Annotated in this window: 18 protein-coding genes and 1 riboswitch; all 18 genes read left to right on the forward strand. The window is 52.8% G+C overall.

The features are described 5' to 3' along the window. Positions 1-75: 75 nt before the first annotated feature. The 18 genes from Q5741_RS08785 (at position 76) to atpG (ending at position 16,153) form a co-directional block, all read left to right on the forward strand. A complete protein-coding gene (locus Q5741_RS08785) occupies positions 76-1,257 on the forward strand; it encodes an L-threonylcarbamoyladenylate synthase (protein ID WP_407074335.1) in 1,182 nt (393 codons plus the stop codon). Between the two features lie 177 nt (positions 1,258-1,434). Further along, on the forward strand, positions 1,435-1,992 hold the full coding sequence (locus Q5741_RS08790) for a manganese efflux pump MntP (protein ID WP_305023691.1): 558 nt from the start codon (positions 1,435-1,437) through the stop codon (positions 1,990-1,992). Between the two features lie 94 nt (positions 1,993-2,086). Beyond that, positions 2,087-2,668, forward strand: coding sequence for a low molecular weight protein arginine phosphatase (locus tag Q5741_RS08795; RefSeq protein WP_305023692.1), 582 nt, complete (start codon positions 2,087-2,089; stop codon positions 2,666-2,668). Between the two features lie 59 nt (positions 2,669-2,727). After that, positions 2,728-2,809: riboswitch (ZMP/ZTP riboswitch) on the forward strand. Between the two features lie 103 nt (positions 2,810-2,912). After that, entirely contained in the window at positions 2,913-3,506 is a 594-nt protein-coding gene (locus tag Q5741_RS08800) for a TIGR01440 family protein (protein ID WP_305023693.1), read from the forward strand. A gap of 181 nt (positions 3,507-3,687) precedes the next feature. Then, positions 3,688-4,935, forward strand: coding sequence for a serine hydroxymethyltransferase (locus Q5741_RS08805; RefSeq protein ID WP_305023694.1), 1,248 nt, complete (start codon positions 3,688-3,690; stop codon positions 4,933-4,935). 246 nt (positions 4,936-5,181) lie between these two features. After that, the gene (locus Q5741_RS08810; RefSeq protein WP_305023695.1) at positions 5,182-6,063 is read left to right on the forward strand and encodes a carbohydrate ABC transporter permease; all 882 of its coding nucleotides are present in this window, start codon (positions 5,182-5,184) and stop codon (positions 6,061-6,063) included. Beyond that, entirely contained in the window at positions 6,063-6,899 is an 837-nt protein-coding gene (locus Q5741_RS08815) for a carbohydrate ABC transporter permease (protein ID WP_305023696.1), read from the forward strand. Before Q5741_RS08810 ends, Q5741_RS08815 begins: the two co-directional genes overlap by 1 nt. Positions 6,900-6,915: 16 nt before the next feature. Then, positions 6,916-8,181 carry an ABC transporter substrate-binding protein gene (locus Q5741_RS08820; protein ID WP_305023697.1) on the forward strand — a complete coding sequence of 422 codons (1,266 nt, stop codon included), beginning with the start codon at positions 6,916-6,918 and terminating at the stop codon, positions 8,179-8,181. A gap of 340 nt (positions 8,182-8,521) precedes the next feature. Beyond that, positions 8,522-9,151 (forward strand): uracil phosphoribosyltransferase, encoded by a 630-nt coding sequence (upp, locus tag Q5741_RS08825; RefSeq protein WP_305023698.1) that lies wholly within the window; start codon positions 8,522-8,524, stop codon positions 9,149-9,151. Between the two features lie 117 nt (positions 9,152-9,268). Next, complete coding sequence (gene wecB, locus Q5741_RS08830; protein ID WP_305023699.1) at positions 9,269-10,441, forward strand: non-hydrolyzing UDP-N-acetylglucosamine 2-epimerase; 1,173 nt, start codon at positions 9,269-9,271, stop codon at positions 10,439-10,441. A 170-nt stretch (positions 10,442-10,611) separates the two neighbouring features. After that, positions 10,612-10,866 carry an AtpZ/AtpI family protein gene (locus Q5741_RS08835; protein ID WP_305023700.1) on the forward strand — a complete coding sequence of 85 codons (255 nt, stop codon included), beginning with the start codon at positions 10,612-10,614 and terminating at the stop codon, positions 10,864-10,866. Then, positions 10,859-11,239, forward strand: coding sequence for an ATP synthase subunit I (locus tag Q5741_RS08840; protein ID WP_305023701.1), 381 nt, complete (start codon positions 10,859-10,861; stop codon positions 11,237-11,239). Before Q5741_RS08835 ends, Q5741_RS08840 begins: the two co-directional genes overlap by 8 nt. A gap of 34 nt (positions 11,240-11,273) precedes the next feature. Next, a complete protein-coding gene (gene atpB / locus Q5741_RS08845; RefSeq protein ID WP_305023702.1) occupies positions 11,274-12,092 on the forward strand; it encodes a F0F1 ATP synthase subunit A in 819 nt (272 codons plus the stop codon). A gap of 83 nt (positions 12,093-12,175) precedes the next feature. Continuing rightward, positions 12,176-12,400 (forward strand): F0F1 ATP synthase subunit C, encoded by a 225-nt coding sequence (gene atpE, locus Q5741_RS08850; RefSeq protein ID WP_305023703.1) that lies wholly within the window; start codon positions 12,176-12,178, stop codon positions 12,398-12,400. 112 nt (positions 12,401-12,512) lie between these two features. Next, positions 12,513-13,001, forward strand: coding sequence for a F0F1 ATP synthase subunit B (atpF, locus tag Q5741_RS08855; RefSeq protein WP_305023704.1), 489 nt, complete (start codon positions 12,513-12,515; stop codon positions 12,999-13,001). Then, complete coding sequence (locus Q5741_RS08860; protein WP_305023705.1) at positions 12,998-13,543, forward strand: F0F1 ATP synthase subunit delta; 546 nt, start codon at positions 12,998-13,000, stop codon at positions 13,541-13,543. The genes atpF and Q5741_RS08860 overlap by 4 nt, the downstream gene beginning before the upstream one ends. An 18-nt stretch (positions 13,544-13,561) precedes the next feature. Beyond that, positions 13,562-15,079 carry a F0F1 ATP synthase subunit alpha gene (atpA, locus tag Q5741_RS08865; RefSeq protein ID WP_305023706.1) on the forward strand — a complete coding sequence of 506 codons (1,518 nt, stop codon included), beginning with the start codon at positions 13,562-13,564 and terminating at the stop codon, positions 15,077-15,079. A 207-nt stretch (positions 15,080-15,286) separates the two neighbouring features. After that, positions 15,287-16,153 carry an ATP synthase F1 subunit gamma gene (gene atpG, locus Q5741_RS08870; protein WP_305023707.1) on the forward strand — a complete coding sequence of 289 codons (867 nt, stop codon included), beginning with the start codon at positions 15,287-15,289 and terminating at the stop codon, positions 16,151-16,153. Positions 16,154-16,211: the final 58 nt, after the last annotated feature.

The raw sequence follows: 16,211 nt of genomic DNA on the forward strand, positions 1-16,211 counted from the left end.
TATAATTGGGGATATCGCATGCTGATCGTGCATGAGCATGCCTGAGACTGTAACCAGAAAGTATGGGATGAATCAATGACAGAAGATCTGAACAGCCAAAAAGCCAAGCCGGAGCATACGGGTGCGGCAGCTGAACCTATATCGAATAAAATTATGCCGAATGAGCTTACGGCGTGGTGGGACGTGACAGCTCTCGTTCGCCAGCCGTCCGGTACGACGGATGAACGGGCGGAGCGGGACCTCAAGGAGGCGGCAGCGCTGCTGCAGTCCGGGAAAACCGTTGCATTCCCCACCGAGACGGTCTATGGTCTTGGCGGTGATGCCCGCCGCAGTGATGCAGTGGAGTCGATCTTCACGGCCAAAGGCAGACCTGCCGACAATCCGCTAATTGTCCATATCGCAGACCGCCGGCAGCTGGACGAGCTGGTGTCCGGAGTCAAACCGGTCGAGGCTGCGCTCATGGACGCCTTCTGGCCCGGACCGCTGACACTGGTCCTGCCGGTCCGTCCGGGGGTTCTGTCGCCGCGCGTCACGGCAGGACTGGATACGGTCGGCATCCGTATGCCGGACCACCCGGTCGCGCTGCGGCTGCTCGCCGTCTCCGGCTGCCCGGTGGCGGCGCCCAGCGCGAACCGCTCCGGCCGCCCGAGTCCGACCCGTGCCTCGCATGTGCGCGAGGATCTGGCCGGCCGGATCGGCGGCATCCTCGACGGCGGTCCCACCGGCGTCGGTGTGGAATCCACCGTGGTCCAGGCCGGTGACGACGGCGTCGTCACCATCCTGCGCCCCGGCGGTATCACCGCCGAGCAGCTCGCGGCCGTCGCCGCCGCGGTGGAGACGGACCCGGCCCTTGCGGGCAGCGGGCCGGACGAGCACAGCCCGGCGCCGCGGTCGCCGGGCATGAAGTACACGCACTACGCGCCCCGCGGGCGCCTGTGCGTGGTGGAGGGTCCGTCCCCGCAGCGGGTGACGGACCATATCCGCGCCGCGCTGGCGGAAGCTGCAGCGCGCGGCGAACGGACGGCGGTGCTCGCGTTCGACGAGCACCGCTCCGCCTACGAGGGAGAGCGTGTCTACTCCCTCGGCAGCCTGGCGCGGCTGGAAGAGGCCGCGCACCGGCTGTATGACGTGCTTCGCGCCTGCGATGAGGACGGGGCTGCCTTCATTCTGTCGGAGGCCTGTCCCCAGGAGGGGCTCGGCGCAGCTGTGATGAACCGGCTGCTGAAGGCGGCCGGCCATGAAGTGGTGCAGGCCTGAAGCAGAAGCTTGAATCTTGAATTCTGACGTTACAATGCTTTACTTGGAATCCCGTGCCGCCCGTTTTCCTGCTCCTCCATAGGTTGAAGCGGGTTTAACTTGTCTCCGCAGGTCATGTTTCACATCTTGTCCGCATAAGGTGAAAGAGATTCTAATTGCGGATATGGGGGAATGAACATGCAGGAGGCTACTGCCCATATCGGGCAGTTTGTGACCATTCTGGTTATGGCGCTCGCATTGGGAATGGACGCGTTCTCGCTGGGAATCGGAGTCGGCATGAAAGGCATCCGTTTGCGGGATATACTCAAGATCAGCACGGTAATCGCACTGTTTCATATCCTGATGCCGCTGCTCGGGATGTTCACGGGGCATTATATGAGTGCGCTGTTGGGACAAGTGGCCACGTATGCAGCCGGCGGGCTGCTGGTGTTGCTGGGGCTTCATATGATTTATAATTCATTTCGCGGCGGGGAACAGACCTTTGACCATCGGTCACCGGTTGGTATTTTATTATTTTCCCTCGGCGTGAGTATGGATTCCTTCTCGGTAGGGGTTTCGCTGGGGATGTTCCAGAGTGATCTGGTTCTGACCATCCTGTCGTTTGGCTTCTGCGGGGGGCTTATGTCCATTCTCGGCCTGCTGCTGGGCCGCAGGGTCAGCCGTAATCTCGGAGATTACGGAGAGGCGGTAGGCGGAGCCATTTTGCTGGCCTTTGGCCTGCTGTTTATTTTTTGAAGAAGAGTCAGATGAACTTATAGATCAATATTGTGTATCATAGAGATTGCAATCTTCACAGATGGCTCGAATTGCTTAACCGGAGGTGGACAACTTGAATAACATCTTGTTCGTATGTACAGGCAATACTTGCCGCAGCCCGATGGCGGAGGCGCTGCTGCGCAAGCTGGCGGGGGAGCGGAAGGTCAGTCTCCAGGTCCGTTCCGCCGGCGTGGCTGCAGCGCATGGGGGTTCGATCTCGAGGCATGCCGAGGCAGTGCTGCGAGATCATGACATTCAGGAGCAGCTGACCTCCAAGCCGATCAACCAGGAGCTGGTGGAATGGGCGGATCTGATTCTGACACTGACCCAATCCCATAAGCAGCATGTGCTGCGCCAGTTCCCCCAGACTGCCGGCCGGATCTATACGCTGAAGGAATACGCCGAGGATGATGCGCAGGTTCTCGCTGATATTGAAGAGCTGGACAGCCTGCGGGCAGGGCAAGCCCTTCAGCAGGCTCTTGGCCGGGATCTGGACTCCGAGGAGCGGGAACGGATGGTCCTGATCCGTCAACGGATCCCAAGCTTCGATATCTCTGATCCATTCGGCGGTTTCCGGGAGGATTATGACCGGACCGCAGGTGAGATTCGCACAGCGCTGGAGCGTTTGCTGGACAAGCTGGAGGAACAACAATAATCCTTGTTTTTGGCGGTTGATTTTCGGCGGGTGATGTTTTAAGATGGACTTGAAAACATGAAGTCCGATGTAACTGGCGACGAAAGTGGGCAAAACCACGGTGGAGCATCGGATATACGGCCGGTCGCCTGGGCAAAAGAGCACGTCTGCATATCGTATGCAGTCTGCTCTTTTTTGTTTGTCTCAGCTATAATGGACAGAGATCGTGATTTTTGTACAGGATAAGCTGAAGGGGGTATGAACGATGACAGACAGTCATTCACAGATTACCATTCGGGAGCAGACCGTAGAAGCGGTCCGTGAATTGGCCGAGGCCTCCGGTCTGCGGCCGGGCCGGGTGCTGGTCGTAGGGGTCAGTACAAGTGAGGTGGCTGGACGCCGTATTGGCACCGCCGGCGCCCTGGAGGTTGCCCGGGAACTGCTGTCCGGCTTCGAACGTGTCCGGGCTGAATACGGATTTGATATCGTCTTCCAGTGCTGTGAGCACCTGAACCGCGCCCTAGTGATGGAACGGCGTGTGCTGGAGCGGCTGGGCCTTACGGAAGTTGCAGCAGTGCCTGTACCGACCGCAGGCGGTTCCATGGCCGCGGCCGCTTATCAGTCTATGGAGGAGCCATGTCTGGCTGAAGCGGTGCAAGCTGATGCCGGCATCGATATCGGCGAGACGCTGATCGGCATGCATCTGCGGCGGGTGGCCGTTCCTTATCGTCTGGGCCGCCGTTATATCGGTGAAGCCCGCGTGACGGCAGCAACGACACGGCCGAAGCTGATCGGCGGTGAACGTGCGGTGTACCGGCTTGAACTGGAGCAGCAGGGCAACACCACCGCCTGTGACTAAGAACGTTTACTAAGAACGTTTACTAAGAACGTTTACGATGAAAAGTTTTAATTAAAGGTTCTGCTTAGCCCTAGTGCAAGGCATCGACTTAACATGCTGGATACCAGGATGCAGACGAATGTGGATTGGCCGCAGCTCAGCTGCGAGGAATATAACCTTATTATCAGGGAGGAATTGTACAATGGAACAACTGCGCAAGAGTGACCCTGCCGTATTGGAAGCTATGGGTCTTGAACTGAAACGCCAACGCAACAACATCGAGCTGATCGCTTCGGAGAATATTGTGAGTGAAGCGGTCATGGAAGCTATGGGCTCTGTATTGACGAACAAATATGCCGAAGGTTACCCGGGCAAACGTTACTACGGCGGCTGCGAGCATGTCGATATCGTCGAAAATATTGCACGTGACCGTGCCAAGGAACTGTTCGGTGCTGAGCATGCCAACGTGCAGCCGCACTCCGGAGCGCAGGCGAACCTTGCAGTATACCTGGCAGCGATCAAGACAGGAGATACGGTTCTCGGGATGAACCTGGCGCATGGCGGTCACCTGACCCATGGCAGTCCAGTGAACGCTTCCGGTTTGCTGTATAACTTTGTGGCTTATGGTGTACAGGAAGATACGTTCCGCATCGATTATGATGAAGTGCGCAAGGCAGCATTCAAACATCGTCCGCGTCTGATCGTGGCAGGTGCAAGTGCCTACCCGCGCACCATCGACTTTGAAGCTTTTGCTTCCATTGCCAATGATGTAGGCGCGCTGTTTATGGTTGATATGGCGCATATCGCGGGCCTTGTGGCTGCAGGTCTGCATCCAAACCCGGTACCGCATGCCCATTTTGTAACGACGACTACTCACAAAACGCTCCGCGGACCACGCGGCGGCATGATCCTGACCCGCAAGGCTTGGGCACAGGCAATCGACAAGGCGATATTCCCGGGAACTCAGGGCGGTCCGCTGATGCATGTCATTGCTTCCAAGGCTGTTGCTTTTGGCGAAGCACTGCAGCCTTCCTTCAAAACCTATGCCGAGAACGTGATCAAGAATGCCAAAGTTCTGTCCGAGACGCTGATGGGCGAAGGTATTAATATTGTGTCGGGCGGTACAGACAACCACCTGATGCTGGTCGATACAAGAAATGTCAATATCACAGGTAAGGATGCCGAGCATGTACTGGACTCCATCGGGATCACCGTGAACAAGAATGCGATTCCGTTCGATCCGACCAGCCCGTTCATCACGAGCGGTATCCGTATCGGTACACCTGCGGCAACTTCCCGCGGTATGGATGAAGATGCAATGGTGAAGATCGGACAAATTATTGCTGCAGTCCTGAAGAATCCGAAGGACGACACTGTGCTGTCCAAAGCACGCACGGATGTTGCAGAGTTGACTGCCAAGTTCCCGATTTACCCTGATATTCAATACTGATTTTCACCGTTGATCTGTTCTGCAGTCAGGCCGCTTCCTTGTCATTAGACAAGGAGGCGGCCTTTTTAGCATGAGCATGGAATCCTGATACTGGAACAGAATGCATGATTTAGTGACCGGCAGGAGGATGGTCGAATTCGGAAATTTTGGTTAATAAACTGGTAGAGGTGGAAATGTAAGCGTTACCTATAGGGCCGGACAGAAGCAGAAAGGTTAGCCTATTTCAAAGTCAAAGGAGCGATTGCCTTGAACCAGAGTAAATCTGCACGGCTCATACAGCAGCTTGTTTTTGTAGGGCCCATGACACTTTTCTTTGCACTCATTGTCGTTGTGCCGTTCTTCCTTGGACTTTATTATTCCATGACGAATTGGGACGGCGTCTCCTCCCATAACAACTGGGTAGGCTTCGGCAACTACCTGCATATCCTGAACAGCGACCCGGACTTCCGGAATGCCTTTTGGTTTACGGTCAAATTCACAGTCTGCGGGGTTCTGATGACCAACCTGCTCGGCTTTGCGCTCGCCTATTTCCTGACGAAGCCGCTTCGGAGCCGTAATGCCCTGCGGACGGTGTTTTTTATCCCGAATATGATCGGGGGTCTGCTTCTCGGCTTTATCTGGCAGTTTATCTTTGTCCGCGGCTTTGCTGCGGTGGGGGAAGCCACAGGATGGTCCTTCTTCCAGCTGCCTTGGCTCGGCAATGCCTCTACGGCGTTCTGGGGCACGGTCATTGTATTTGTCTGGCAGTATGCCGGGTACCTGATGGTTATCTACATATCTTCTCTGAATAACGTGCCGAAGTCCCTTCTGGAGTCCGCACAGATCGACGGGGCCAGCCGCCTGCAGATTCTGCGCAGTGTGATTGTTCCGCTCATTATGCCGGCCGTAACGGTATGCCTTTTCCTGGCTATTTCCTGGGCGTTTAAGGTGTTCGAGCTAAATCTGGCGCTGACCCAGGGCGGACCTTTCAAATCCACCGAATCGGTAGCCCTGGACATTTATAACGAAGCCTTTACGAATAACCGCCTCGGGCTGGGTACAGCCAAAGCGATCATTTTCTTCATCATCGTTGCCATTATTACCAGCGTTCAGGTTCGTGCGACGAAGAACAGGGAGGTTGAGATGTAATGCACAAAACCAACAACTACCGGGTCGGCATGCTGGTCACTGAAATTGTGCTGATTTTAATCGGTTTGCTATTTCTGGTGCCGTTCTATTTCCTGCTGGTCAACTCTGTGAAGACGTTTGGGGATATTCTGACCAACTCCGCCGCCTGGCCGTCGGCCTTTCATTTCTCGAACTACAAGAACGCTTGGGAAACCATTGATTTTCCGTCCGCACTGGGTAACTCCCTGCTGATCACCATCATTAGCAACGTGCTGCTGCTGCTGATCAGTTCCATGGCTGCCTATCAGATGGTACGTAACGATACGCGCTTTAACCGCGTGCTGTTCGCTCTGCTGATCTCGGCGATGGTCATTCCGTTCCAGTCCATCATGCTGCCGTTGATGCAGATCTCGAATGTGCTTAGCCTGAATAACAGCATCCCCGGCCTCATATTGTGCTACCTGGGTTTTGGTGCCCCGCTGTCGGTATTCCTGTTCCACGGGTTCGTCAAATCCGTGCCGGTTGAGGTCGAACAGGCTGCCTGGGTGGACGGCTCCTCCCGCTATGGCGTGTTTTTCCGGATTGTGATGCCGCTGATGCGCCCGATGCTGATCACGGTGCTGATTCTGAACACGCTGTGGATCTGGAACGACTATCTGCTGCCATCCCTGATTCTGACTGATCCGGCCAAACGTACGATTCCAATCGCGACCTACACGTTGTTCGGCCAATATACCAAGCAGTGGGACTTGGCACTTCCGGCGCTTGTACTGGGTATACTGCCCGTCGTTATTTTTTTCCTAGCCATGCAAAAATATATCGTATCCGGTATTGCAGCCGGAGCGGTAAAAGGTTGACAGAGGGGGGATTATGATGACCAACAAATTGCTGAGAGTCTTTGCCTTTGTAACCGTGATGGCTCTTGTGCTGGCAGGGTGCGGAAGCTCTTCCGATGGCAGCGGCGGCGTCAAGACCATTCATATTTATCAGTTCAAGGTGGAAATTCTCCAGCCGCTGAATGAAATGAAAGCCGAATATGAGAAAACCCACCCGGGCATCAAGCTTGATATCCAGTCGGTGGGCGGAGGTTCGGACTACGGGTCGGCGCTCAAGGCGAAGTTTGCTTCCGGTGACCAGCCGGATATTTTCACAAATGAAGGATATGCGGACCGTGACACCTGGTTTGAATACATGGAGGACCTGTCGGATCAGCCGTGGGTCAAAAATCTGGATGAATTTGCGAAGGAACCAATGACGGTGAACGGTAAGCTCTACGGCCAGCCCATGAACCTGGAGGGGTTTGGTATTATCTATAATAAGGATCTGTTCCAGAAGGCGGGCATCACCCAGCTCCCGCGTACACTTAATGAGCTGGAGGAAACCGCGAAGAAGCTGAAGGCAGCCGGAATCACACCTTTTGCGAACGGTTTTGCGGAATACTGGATCCTGGGCAACCATCTGGCTAACATTCCATTTGCACAGCAGAAGGACCCGGCACAGTTCATTGCCGGCCTGAATGATGAAACCTCGAAAATTCCGGGCAATCCAGTATTTGAAAAATGGGTGGATCTGCTGGATCTGATGCTGAAATACGGAAATGCCAACCCGCTGACCACCGACTATAATTCCCAGGTGACGATGTTTGCGAATGGCCAGGCAGCGATGATGCACCACGGAAACTGGACTCAGCCGCAGATTGATGGGATTAACCCGGATCTTAACCTCGGGATCCTCCCGGCACCGATTGATAATGATCCGTCTTCGGCTGACAAAATTGCTGTTGGTGTCGCCGCTAACTGGGTTGTGAACAAAAATTCACCGGTGAAGGAGGAGGCGAAGGAGTTTCTCAACTGGCTCGCTACTTCGGATGCCGGTAAGAAATACGTAACTGAAAAGTTCAAGTTTGTCCCGGCCTTCAAGAATATGCAGGCTGATGAGAAGGTGACCGGAGATCTGGGAATGGTCGTCTCCCAGCATGCCAAGGAAGGCAAGATCTGGACCTGGAACTTCCCTCGTTTCCCGAAAGGCTACAACCATGATATCAGCAGCAGTATGCAGGCCTATATCGCCGGCGAGATCAACAAAGAAGAGATGCTTACCGAATTTCAGGAAGAGTGGGAGAATCTGAGCTACCGATAATACGGAGGTATGTACAAGCAGCTTTCCGTCCGGAACCGGACCGGGAAGCTGTCTTTTTTCGTGCTGATTGACGGATTTTTCTGCTTTTTTTCTACAGGAGCAGGTCTAATTTCCCAATAATTTGTGGATTATAGGGTCGTGATGACGACAGATGGCACCATATTTGAAAAGAGGTTGTAATGGAGGTGTAAAATGCACAGACGGAATGCTATAATAAATAGGATTTTGACTGCTGCCAAAACGAAAGAACGTTTTCCGTTCGCAGCATTGTTTCTGATAAGTTGTAGAAACGGATGCTGATGAACAAAAAAGCAAGCTTTAACTACCGGAGGGACATTCCATGAGAAAACTGGTGATTTGTGATCACCCCTTGATTCAGCACAAGCTAACTTTTATCCGTGACATGCGGACGAATACCAAAGATTTTCGAGAATTGGTAGATGAAGTGGCCACTTTGATGGCATATGAAATTACCCGCGGGATTGAACTGGAATCCATTACGGTGCAGACGCCCGTGGCAGAAACACAGGGGAAAGTCATCTCCGGCCGTATGCTGGGTCTGATTCCAATCCTGCGCGCCGGTCTGGGTATGCTGGACGGTGTCGTGAAGCTGCTGCCTGCAGCCAAAGTCGGTCATGTTGGCTTGTTCCGCGATCCGGAGACGCTGCAGCCTGTTGAGTATTATACGAAACTTCCAACCGATGTAACGGAGCGTGAGCTGATCGTCATCGATCCGATGCTTGCAACCGGCGGTTCAGCGATTGCAGCCATTGACGTTCTGAAGAAGCGCGGCTGCACGCAGATCAAGATGATGAATCTGATTGCAGCACCGGAAGGTGTAAAAGCCGTTCACGATGCGCATCCGGACGTGGACATTTATGTAGCTGCGCTGGACGAGCGTCTGGACGATCACGGCTATATCATTCCAGGTCTCGGCGATGCCGGCGACCGTCTGTATGGAACGAAGTAAGATCAGTCAATAACGATAAAAAACGGTTGTGCGGCACAGCTGTCGCACAAGCGCGGGGTACGGTAATCCCTGGGATTACATCAAGCCCAAGCATGACAAAGGGGGACGCAGGGTAAGATGTCCAAAATTAAAGTAATGACGATCTTCGGCGTGCGTCCGGAGGCAATTAAAATGGCGCCGCTCATTCTGGAATTGCAGCGTCATCCGGAGCATATCGAATCGGTCGTATGTGTAACAGCACAGCACCGTCAAATGTTGGATCAGGTGCTGGAAGTGTTCAAAATTAATCCGGATTACGATCTGGATGTGATGAAAGACCGCCAGACGCTGAACGAAATTTCCATTCGTGTATTGGGCGGGCTGGAGCCGGTGCTGCGCGAAGCGAAACCTGACATTGTTTTGGTGCACGGTGACACGCTGACGACTTTCCTGGCCAGCTATGCCGCCTTTATGCAGCAGATCCAGGTAGGTCATGTCGAAGCCGGTCTTCGTACATGGAACAAGCTGTCGCCTTATCCTGAAGAGATGAACCGCCAGCTGACAGGCGTGTTGTCTGACCTGCACTTCTCGCCAACGGATATGTCGGCAGACAACCTGCGTAAGGAGAACAAGTCCGAGGCTAGTATTTATGTCACAGGCAATACGGTAACTGATGTGTTTCAATATACGGTACGGGATGATTATTCGCATCCGGTGCTGGATTGGGCACAGGGCAAACGCCTCGTGCTTGTAACGGCCCACCGTCGCGAATCCCAAGGGGAACCGCATCGTAATATTTTCCGTGCTATCAAACGCATTGCCGACGAGTTCGATGATATTGCCATCGTGTATCCGGTGCATCCAAGCCCGGCTGTCAAAGAACCGGCGCATGAAATTTTAGGTGATCATCCGCGTATCAAGCTGATTGAGCCGCTGGACGTGGTTGACCTGCACAATTTCTATCCGCATACGCATCTGATTCTGACAGACTCCGGCGGTCTCCAGGAAGAAGCGCCGTCCTTCGGCGTGCCAGTTCTGGTGCTGCGGGATACGACAGAGCGTCCGGAAGGCATTGAAGCTGGAACGCTTGAGCTGGTAGGCACGGACGAAGAGAAGGTGTACAGCCGGACCAAAACATTGTTAACCGACGCTGCTGTGTATGACTCCATGAGCAGGGCTGCCAACCCGTATGGTGACGGGCATGCATCAGAGCGGATTGTCAATGCGATTCTTCACCATTTTGGAATCAACAGTGAGCGCCCTGAAGAATTTCACAGAATGTTCACAAAGGAAACGGATACGGCATTGTAAGAGACATAAGTTACAGTATACAGTTGTACTGTACGCTTTTGCGAAGTGATAAAGGACAGCAGGGGTGTGCTGCACCCCGCTTTTACCCTTTAAATGGCTGAAAGCTCTCAATTGACAGGCCTCTCATCATTCAGTAAAATTGGACTGGGATTGTAAGGGTGGCGTGGAATATGGTCGATCCGAAAAAACCAAAAAAGGCACAAAGCAGCGGTGGAAACGCTCTGAAGGCGTTGGGTCTTGTAAGCGCAATCGGCGTAAATCTGGCTGTCTGTACCCTGGGAGGATTCTACCTTGGCACCTGGCTGGATAAAGTCCTGGGAGGCAAGGGATTATGGATCGCCGTAAGCGTTTTTCTTGGACTTGCCGTCGGGGGCATGGGTATTGCTGCTGTCATTAGAAAGGTAATGAGAGACAACGATGAGTGAAATGATCAAACTTCAAAGGGTGCTGCTGATGGTGGCACTGATCTTCATGGCTCTTTGTTTTTTGGTCTCGGCGTTTCTGCCGCATCATCGGGCAGTTGCGCATGGCTTGGTGCTGGGCTCGGCCGTCAGCTGTTTGAATGTGCTTCATCTGGCTTACAAGGTGCGCAAGATTGCTGACGCTGCAGCAGGTCAAGGTGACGGAAAACGGGCCGGTCTCGGTCTGGGCTTTCGCCTGGCGACATCGATCCTAGCTCTTATTCCCGCTTTGGAATGGCCTGCCTATTTCAGCGAAATTGCTGTTGCTGCCAGTCTGGTATCGTCCAACTTTTTCCTTGTATTCATAGGGGCCATAATTGCTATGAGAGAGAGTTAAACAACTTTCATATGAGAAAGGGGTGAGAAAAAACATGCATGAATCACCGATCATTGACCTCGGCGGACTACATATTGACCTGTCCGTAGTTCTGATGCTGGTTGTGACCTGTACCATCGTATTTGTTCTTGCCCTTCTGGCAACCCGTAACTTGTCTGTCGACAAGCCCGGTAAGCTGCAGAATTTTATGGAGTGGGCGGTTGAGTTTGTTCAAGGCCTGATCTCCAGTTCTATGGACTTGAAGAAAGGAAGACCTTTCCTCTCGTTAGGTATGACGCTGATCTTATTCATCTTCGTTGCTAACCTGCTTGGATTGCCGTTTGGTGTCGTTACGGAGTATGACAATAAGGAAAGTGCGACTGTCTTTGGTCATCAGATTACCTCTGTAGCTGAAGCTTTCGACAAGGCTCATGAGACGAAACCGAATGAACATGTCGAAGTTGGCGTGAACTGGTGGAAATCACCAACCGCTGATGCATCCGTATCAATGGGTCTTGCAGGCCTGATCTTCGTTATGGTGCATTTCCTGGGTATGACTCGTAACACCAAAGGGTATTTCAAACACTACTTCCAGCCGTTCTGGTTCTTCTTCCCGATTAACCTGATTGAGCAGTTCTCGAAACTGCTGACGCATGGTATGCGTCTATTCGGTAACATCTTCGCGGGGGAAGTTCTTATTGCACAGCTAATTAAGCTGGGCACGCTGAATGCATTCGGAGCTGTAGCTTCGGTTGTAGGCTTGGTTGTTTGGCAGGGGTTCAGTATTTTTGTCGGTGCGATCCAGGCTTTCGTATTTACGATCCTGACGTTCGTCTACATCTCGCAGGCGATCGATACGCACGAAGAGCATTAGGTTGAATGTTAAGAAACGGGCTATGAACCGGCTTAACTTATATAAATAACCATTACTACACATCTCTAAGGAGGATTTTACAAATGGGAGTTTGGGCATTTCTTGCAGCTGCAATTGCAGTAGGTTTGGGCGCATTGGGCGCTGGTATTGGTAACGGTCTGATCGTAAGTAAAACAATCGAAGGTATCGCTCGTCAGCCAGAAGCAAAATCCACTCTGCAAACTACAATGTTTATCGGTGTAGGTCTGGTCGAAGCCCTGCCTATCATCGGGGTAGTATTGGCGTTCATTTTCTACGGCGCAGCTTAATTGAATGTATAAAGGTTTGGCGGGGAAGGCACAGCCATCCGCGCCTTCTTTTTAGTCTTGAGCTTGTACACATCGGTAGAATGGACGTTCACCGGAAAGGAGTGACTTCAAATTGCATTTTTCATGGGAATCTCTAGTGCTCGCGTTAATCGCGTTTCTTATTCTTTATTTCCTGCTTAACCGCTATGCATTCGGTCCGCTCTTCTCTGTCATGGAGCAGCGCCGCCAGCTGGTGCAGAAGCAATTGTCTGAAGCGGCTGAAACCCGCGAACAGGCTGTCGCTTATGTGGAGGAACAGAAGCAGGCATTGCAAACGGCTCGTCAGGAAGCTTATGACATCATTGAGCAGTCCAGACAGACCGGCAACAAGCAGGCTGATCAGATTCTGACACAGGCCAAGTCCGAGGCAGAGCGCCTCAAAGACGAAGCCCTGCGTGAAATCGAAAGCGAGAAGAACAAGGCGGTTGCCGCCTTGCGCAGCGAGCTGGGAACAGCTTCTGTACAGATCGCTTCCAAATTGATTCAAAAAGAAATCAAAGACGACAAATCCCAGGAAGAGCTTGTTGATCAATACCTCAAAGAGGTAGGAGGCCGATCATGAGCCGGGATACGGTAGTCGCCAAACGGTATGCGAAGGCATTGTTCGAAGTAGCTACACAGGAACAGAAGGTCATGGAAGTGGAAGAGGAGCTCAAAGCGGTGGTTGCCGCATTTGCAGGCGATGAAATGATTCAGAAATTTATCGCATCCCCTAACATTTCGGATGCTTCAAAATTCCAGGTGCTGATCGAAAGCCTGCGGGGCCGTGTGTCCGCGCCTGTCCTGAATACAATTCAGCTTCTGGTTGAACGCGGCCGTGCCGATCTGTTCCATCAGCTGCTGGAAGGCTACCTGAAGATGGAAGAGGATGCGCTGAACATCGCAGATGCGAAGGTATACTCGACCTACAAGCTGAGCGAGCAGGAATCTGCCGCTGTCGCTGAACAATTCGGAGCCAGAGTGAACCGTAAACTTCGCATTGAAAATATTGTAGACCCGACGCTCCTGGGCGGATTAAAAGTCGTGATCGGGGATACCTTGTTCGACGGCAGCTTGTCCGGCAAGCTGGATCGTCTCGAAAAGTCTTTTAACAGACGAGTATAGTAGATAGGGGTGAAACACTTGAGTATCAGACCTGAAGAAATCAGCACATTGATTAAGAGTCAGATTGAGCAATATAAAAATGACATCGAAGTGGTCGAGGTCGGAACGGTTGTAGAGGTCGGTGATGGTATCGCCCGCGTCTACGGTCTGGAGAAAGTAATGTCCGGCGAGCTCGTAGAATTCGCCAACGGTGTTATGGGCCTTGCCCTTAACGTTGAAGAAAGCAATGTCGGTATCGTTATCCTCGGTGAGTATTCCGAAATTCGCGAAGGCGACCAAGTGAAACGTACCGGCCAAATCATGCAGGTTCCGGTTGGTGAAGCACTGATTGGCCGCGTCGTGAACCCGCTGGGTCAGCCGGTGGACGGCAAAGGTCCGATCGCTACCACGGAATTCCGTCCGGTAGAGAACCAGGCACCAGGTGTTATGGCCCGTAAATCGGTACATGAGCCAATGCAGACAGGCATTAAAGCGATTGACGCCATGGTACCTATCGGCCGCGGTCAGCGCGAGCTGATCATTGGTGACCGCCAGACTGGTAAAACATCCATCGCAATTGATGCGATCCTGAACCAAAAAGGCAGCGGCATGAAGTGTATCTATGTCGCTATCGGTCAAAAGCAATCCACTGTAGCCCAAGTCGTAGAAACACTTCGCCGCCACGGTGCGCTGGAGTACACGATTGTCGTTACAGCATCAGCTTCTGAGCCATCTCCGCTCTTGTACATCGCTCCTTATGCGGGCTGTGCAATGGGTGAGTACTTCATGTACAAAGGCGAGCATGTCCTTGTCGTATATGATGACTTGACCAAACAAGCGGCTGCATACCGCGAACTCTCCCTCTTGCTCCGCCGTCCACCAGGTCGGGAAGCATATCCGGGTGACGTATTCTATCTGCACTCCCGTTTGCTGGAGCGCGCAGCGAAGCTGAACGATGAGCTCGGCGGCGGTTCTTTGACTGCCCTGCCATTCATCGAGACACAAGCTTCCGACGTATCGGCATACATTCCTACGAACGTAATCTCCATCACGGATGGTCAGATCTTCCTGGAAGCAGACCTGTTCTATGCAGGCCAGCGTCCGGCGATTAACGTGGGTATCTCGGTATCCCGTGTCGGCGGTTCCGCACAGATCAAAGCGATGAAGAAAGTAGCAGGTTCCCTGCGTCTGGATCTCGCCCAGTACCGTGAGTTGCAGGCGTTCTCCCAATTCGGTTCCGATTTGGACAGATCGACCAAAGCCCGTCTTGACCGCGGTGCACGTATGATGGAAATTCTGAAACAAGGTGTTAACCAGCCGTTGTCGGTTGAGCATCAGGTTGTCAGCCTGTACACAGCTGTAAGAGGCTTCCTGGATGACATTCCGGTTGCGGACGTTAGACGCTTTGAGCAAGAGTTCCTGTCCTTTATCGACAGCAACCATCCTGAAGTACTGCAGTCGATCCGCGACACCAAAGATTTGGTGCCTGAGAACGATGCTGCACTGAAGGCTGCAATCGAGAAATTCAAAAAAGGCTTCGCGACTTCTGTTAAATAAGAAGCTTCCGGCGGATCGTCCGCCCTGCGAAGTGCTTGATCATGATATATAGCGAGGCGGCTGCATGTGTATACCCATATAGTGCAGCCTGCTCTTGTGAATTGGGCTTGTGCCCTATGCTTACGAAGTAACTTTGGCTTCGCCAAAGTTTAGGTTCATGCTTACGAAGTAACTTTGGCTTCGCCAAAGTTTTGAGGTGGTGAAAACATGGCAAAAGGTATGCGCGAAATTAAACGCCAGATCAAAAGTGTACAAAACACACGTCAGATCACCAAAGCAATGGAAATGGTTGCGGCAGCGAAGCTCAGAAGAGCCCAGGAGAAAGCCGAAGCCGCTCGCCCTTATTCAGAGAAACTGAAAGAGGTTGTTGAGAGCATTGCGACCGGAACACGCGGAATCAAGCATCCCATGCTGGAGAGCCGCCCGGTTAAGAAAACGGCGTATCTCGTAATCACATCGGACCGCGGTTTGGCCGGTGGATATAACTCCAATATCCTTCGTCTGGTGACAGCAACCATCGCGGAACGCCATAAATCCAATGATGAGTTTACCCTTTTCATTATCGGACGCAAAGGCCGCGATTACTTCACCCGCCGTGGATATCCGATCGCCGAGACGGTAACGGAATTGTCCGATACGCCGGCTTTCGCAGATATCAAGAGTATTGCTCATAAAGCGGTCGAAGGCTTCGAACTCAGCCAGTTCGACGAGCTTTATGTATGCTATAACCGTTTCGTGAACGCTTTGACCCAGATTCCTGAGGTTGATCAGCTTCTGCCGATGGTTAAACCTGAAGCAGCTTCCACTGCACAGGCGGCAAGCTACGAGTACGAGCCATCACCGGAATCCGTGCTTGAAGTGCTGCTGCCGCGTTATGCGGAGACGCTGATCTATGGAGCCCTTCTGAACGGCAAGGCCAGCGAGCTTGGTGCGAAAATGACGGCGATGGGTGCGGCAACGAAGAACGCATCCAAGATGATTAATGATCTTACATTGACTTACAACCGTGCACGTCAGGCCGCGATTACACAGGAAATCACAGAAATCGTAGCGGGCGCGAACGCTCAGGTGTAAGGATTACGATGGTTTTAAATATGACGGCTCTGGTAGCGCAAGGCGCGGGCAACCGAAG

Source organism: Paenibacillus lacisoli (assembly GCF_030580655.1).
Lineage (GTDB): Bacteria > Bacillota > Bacilli > Paenibacillales > Paenibacillaceae > Paenibacillus > Paenibacillus lacisoli.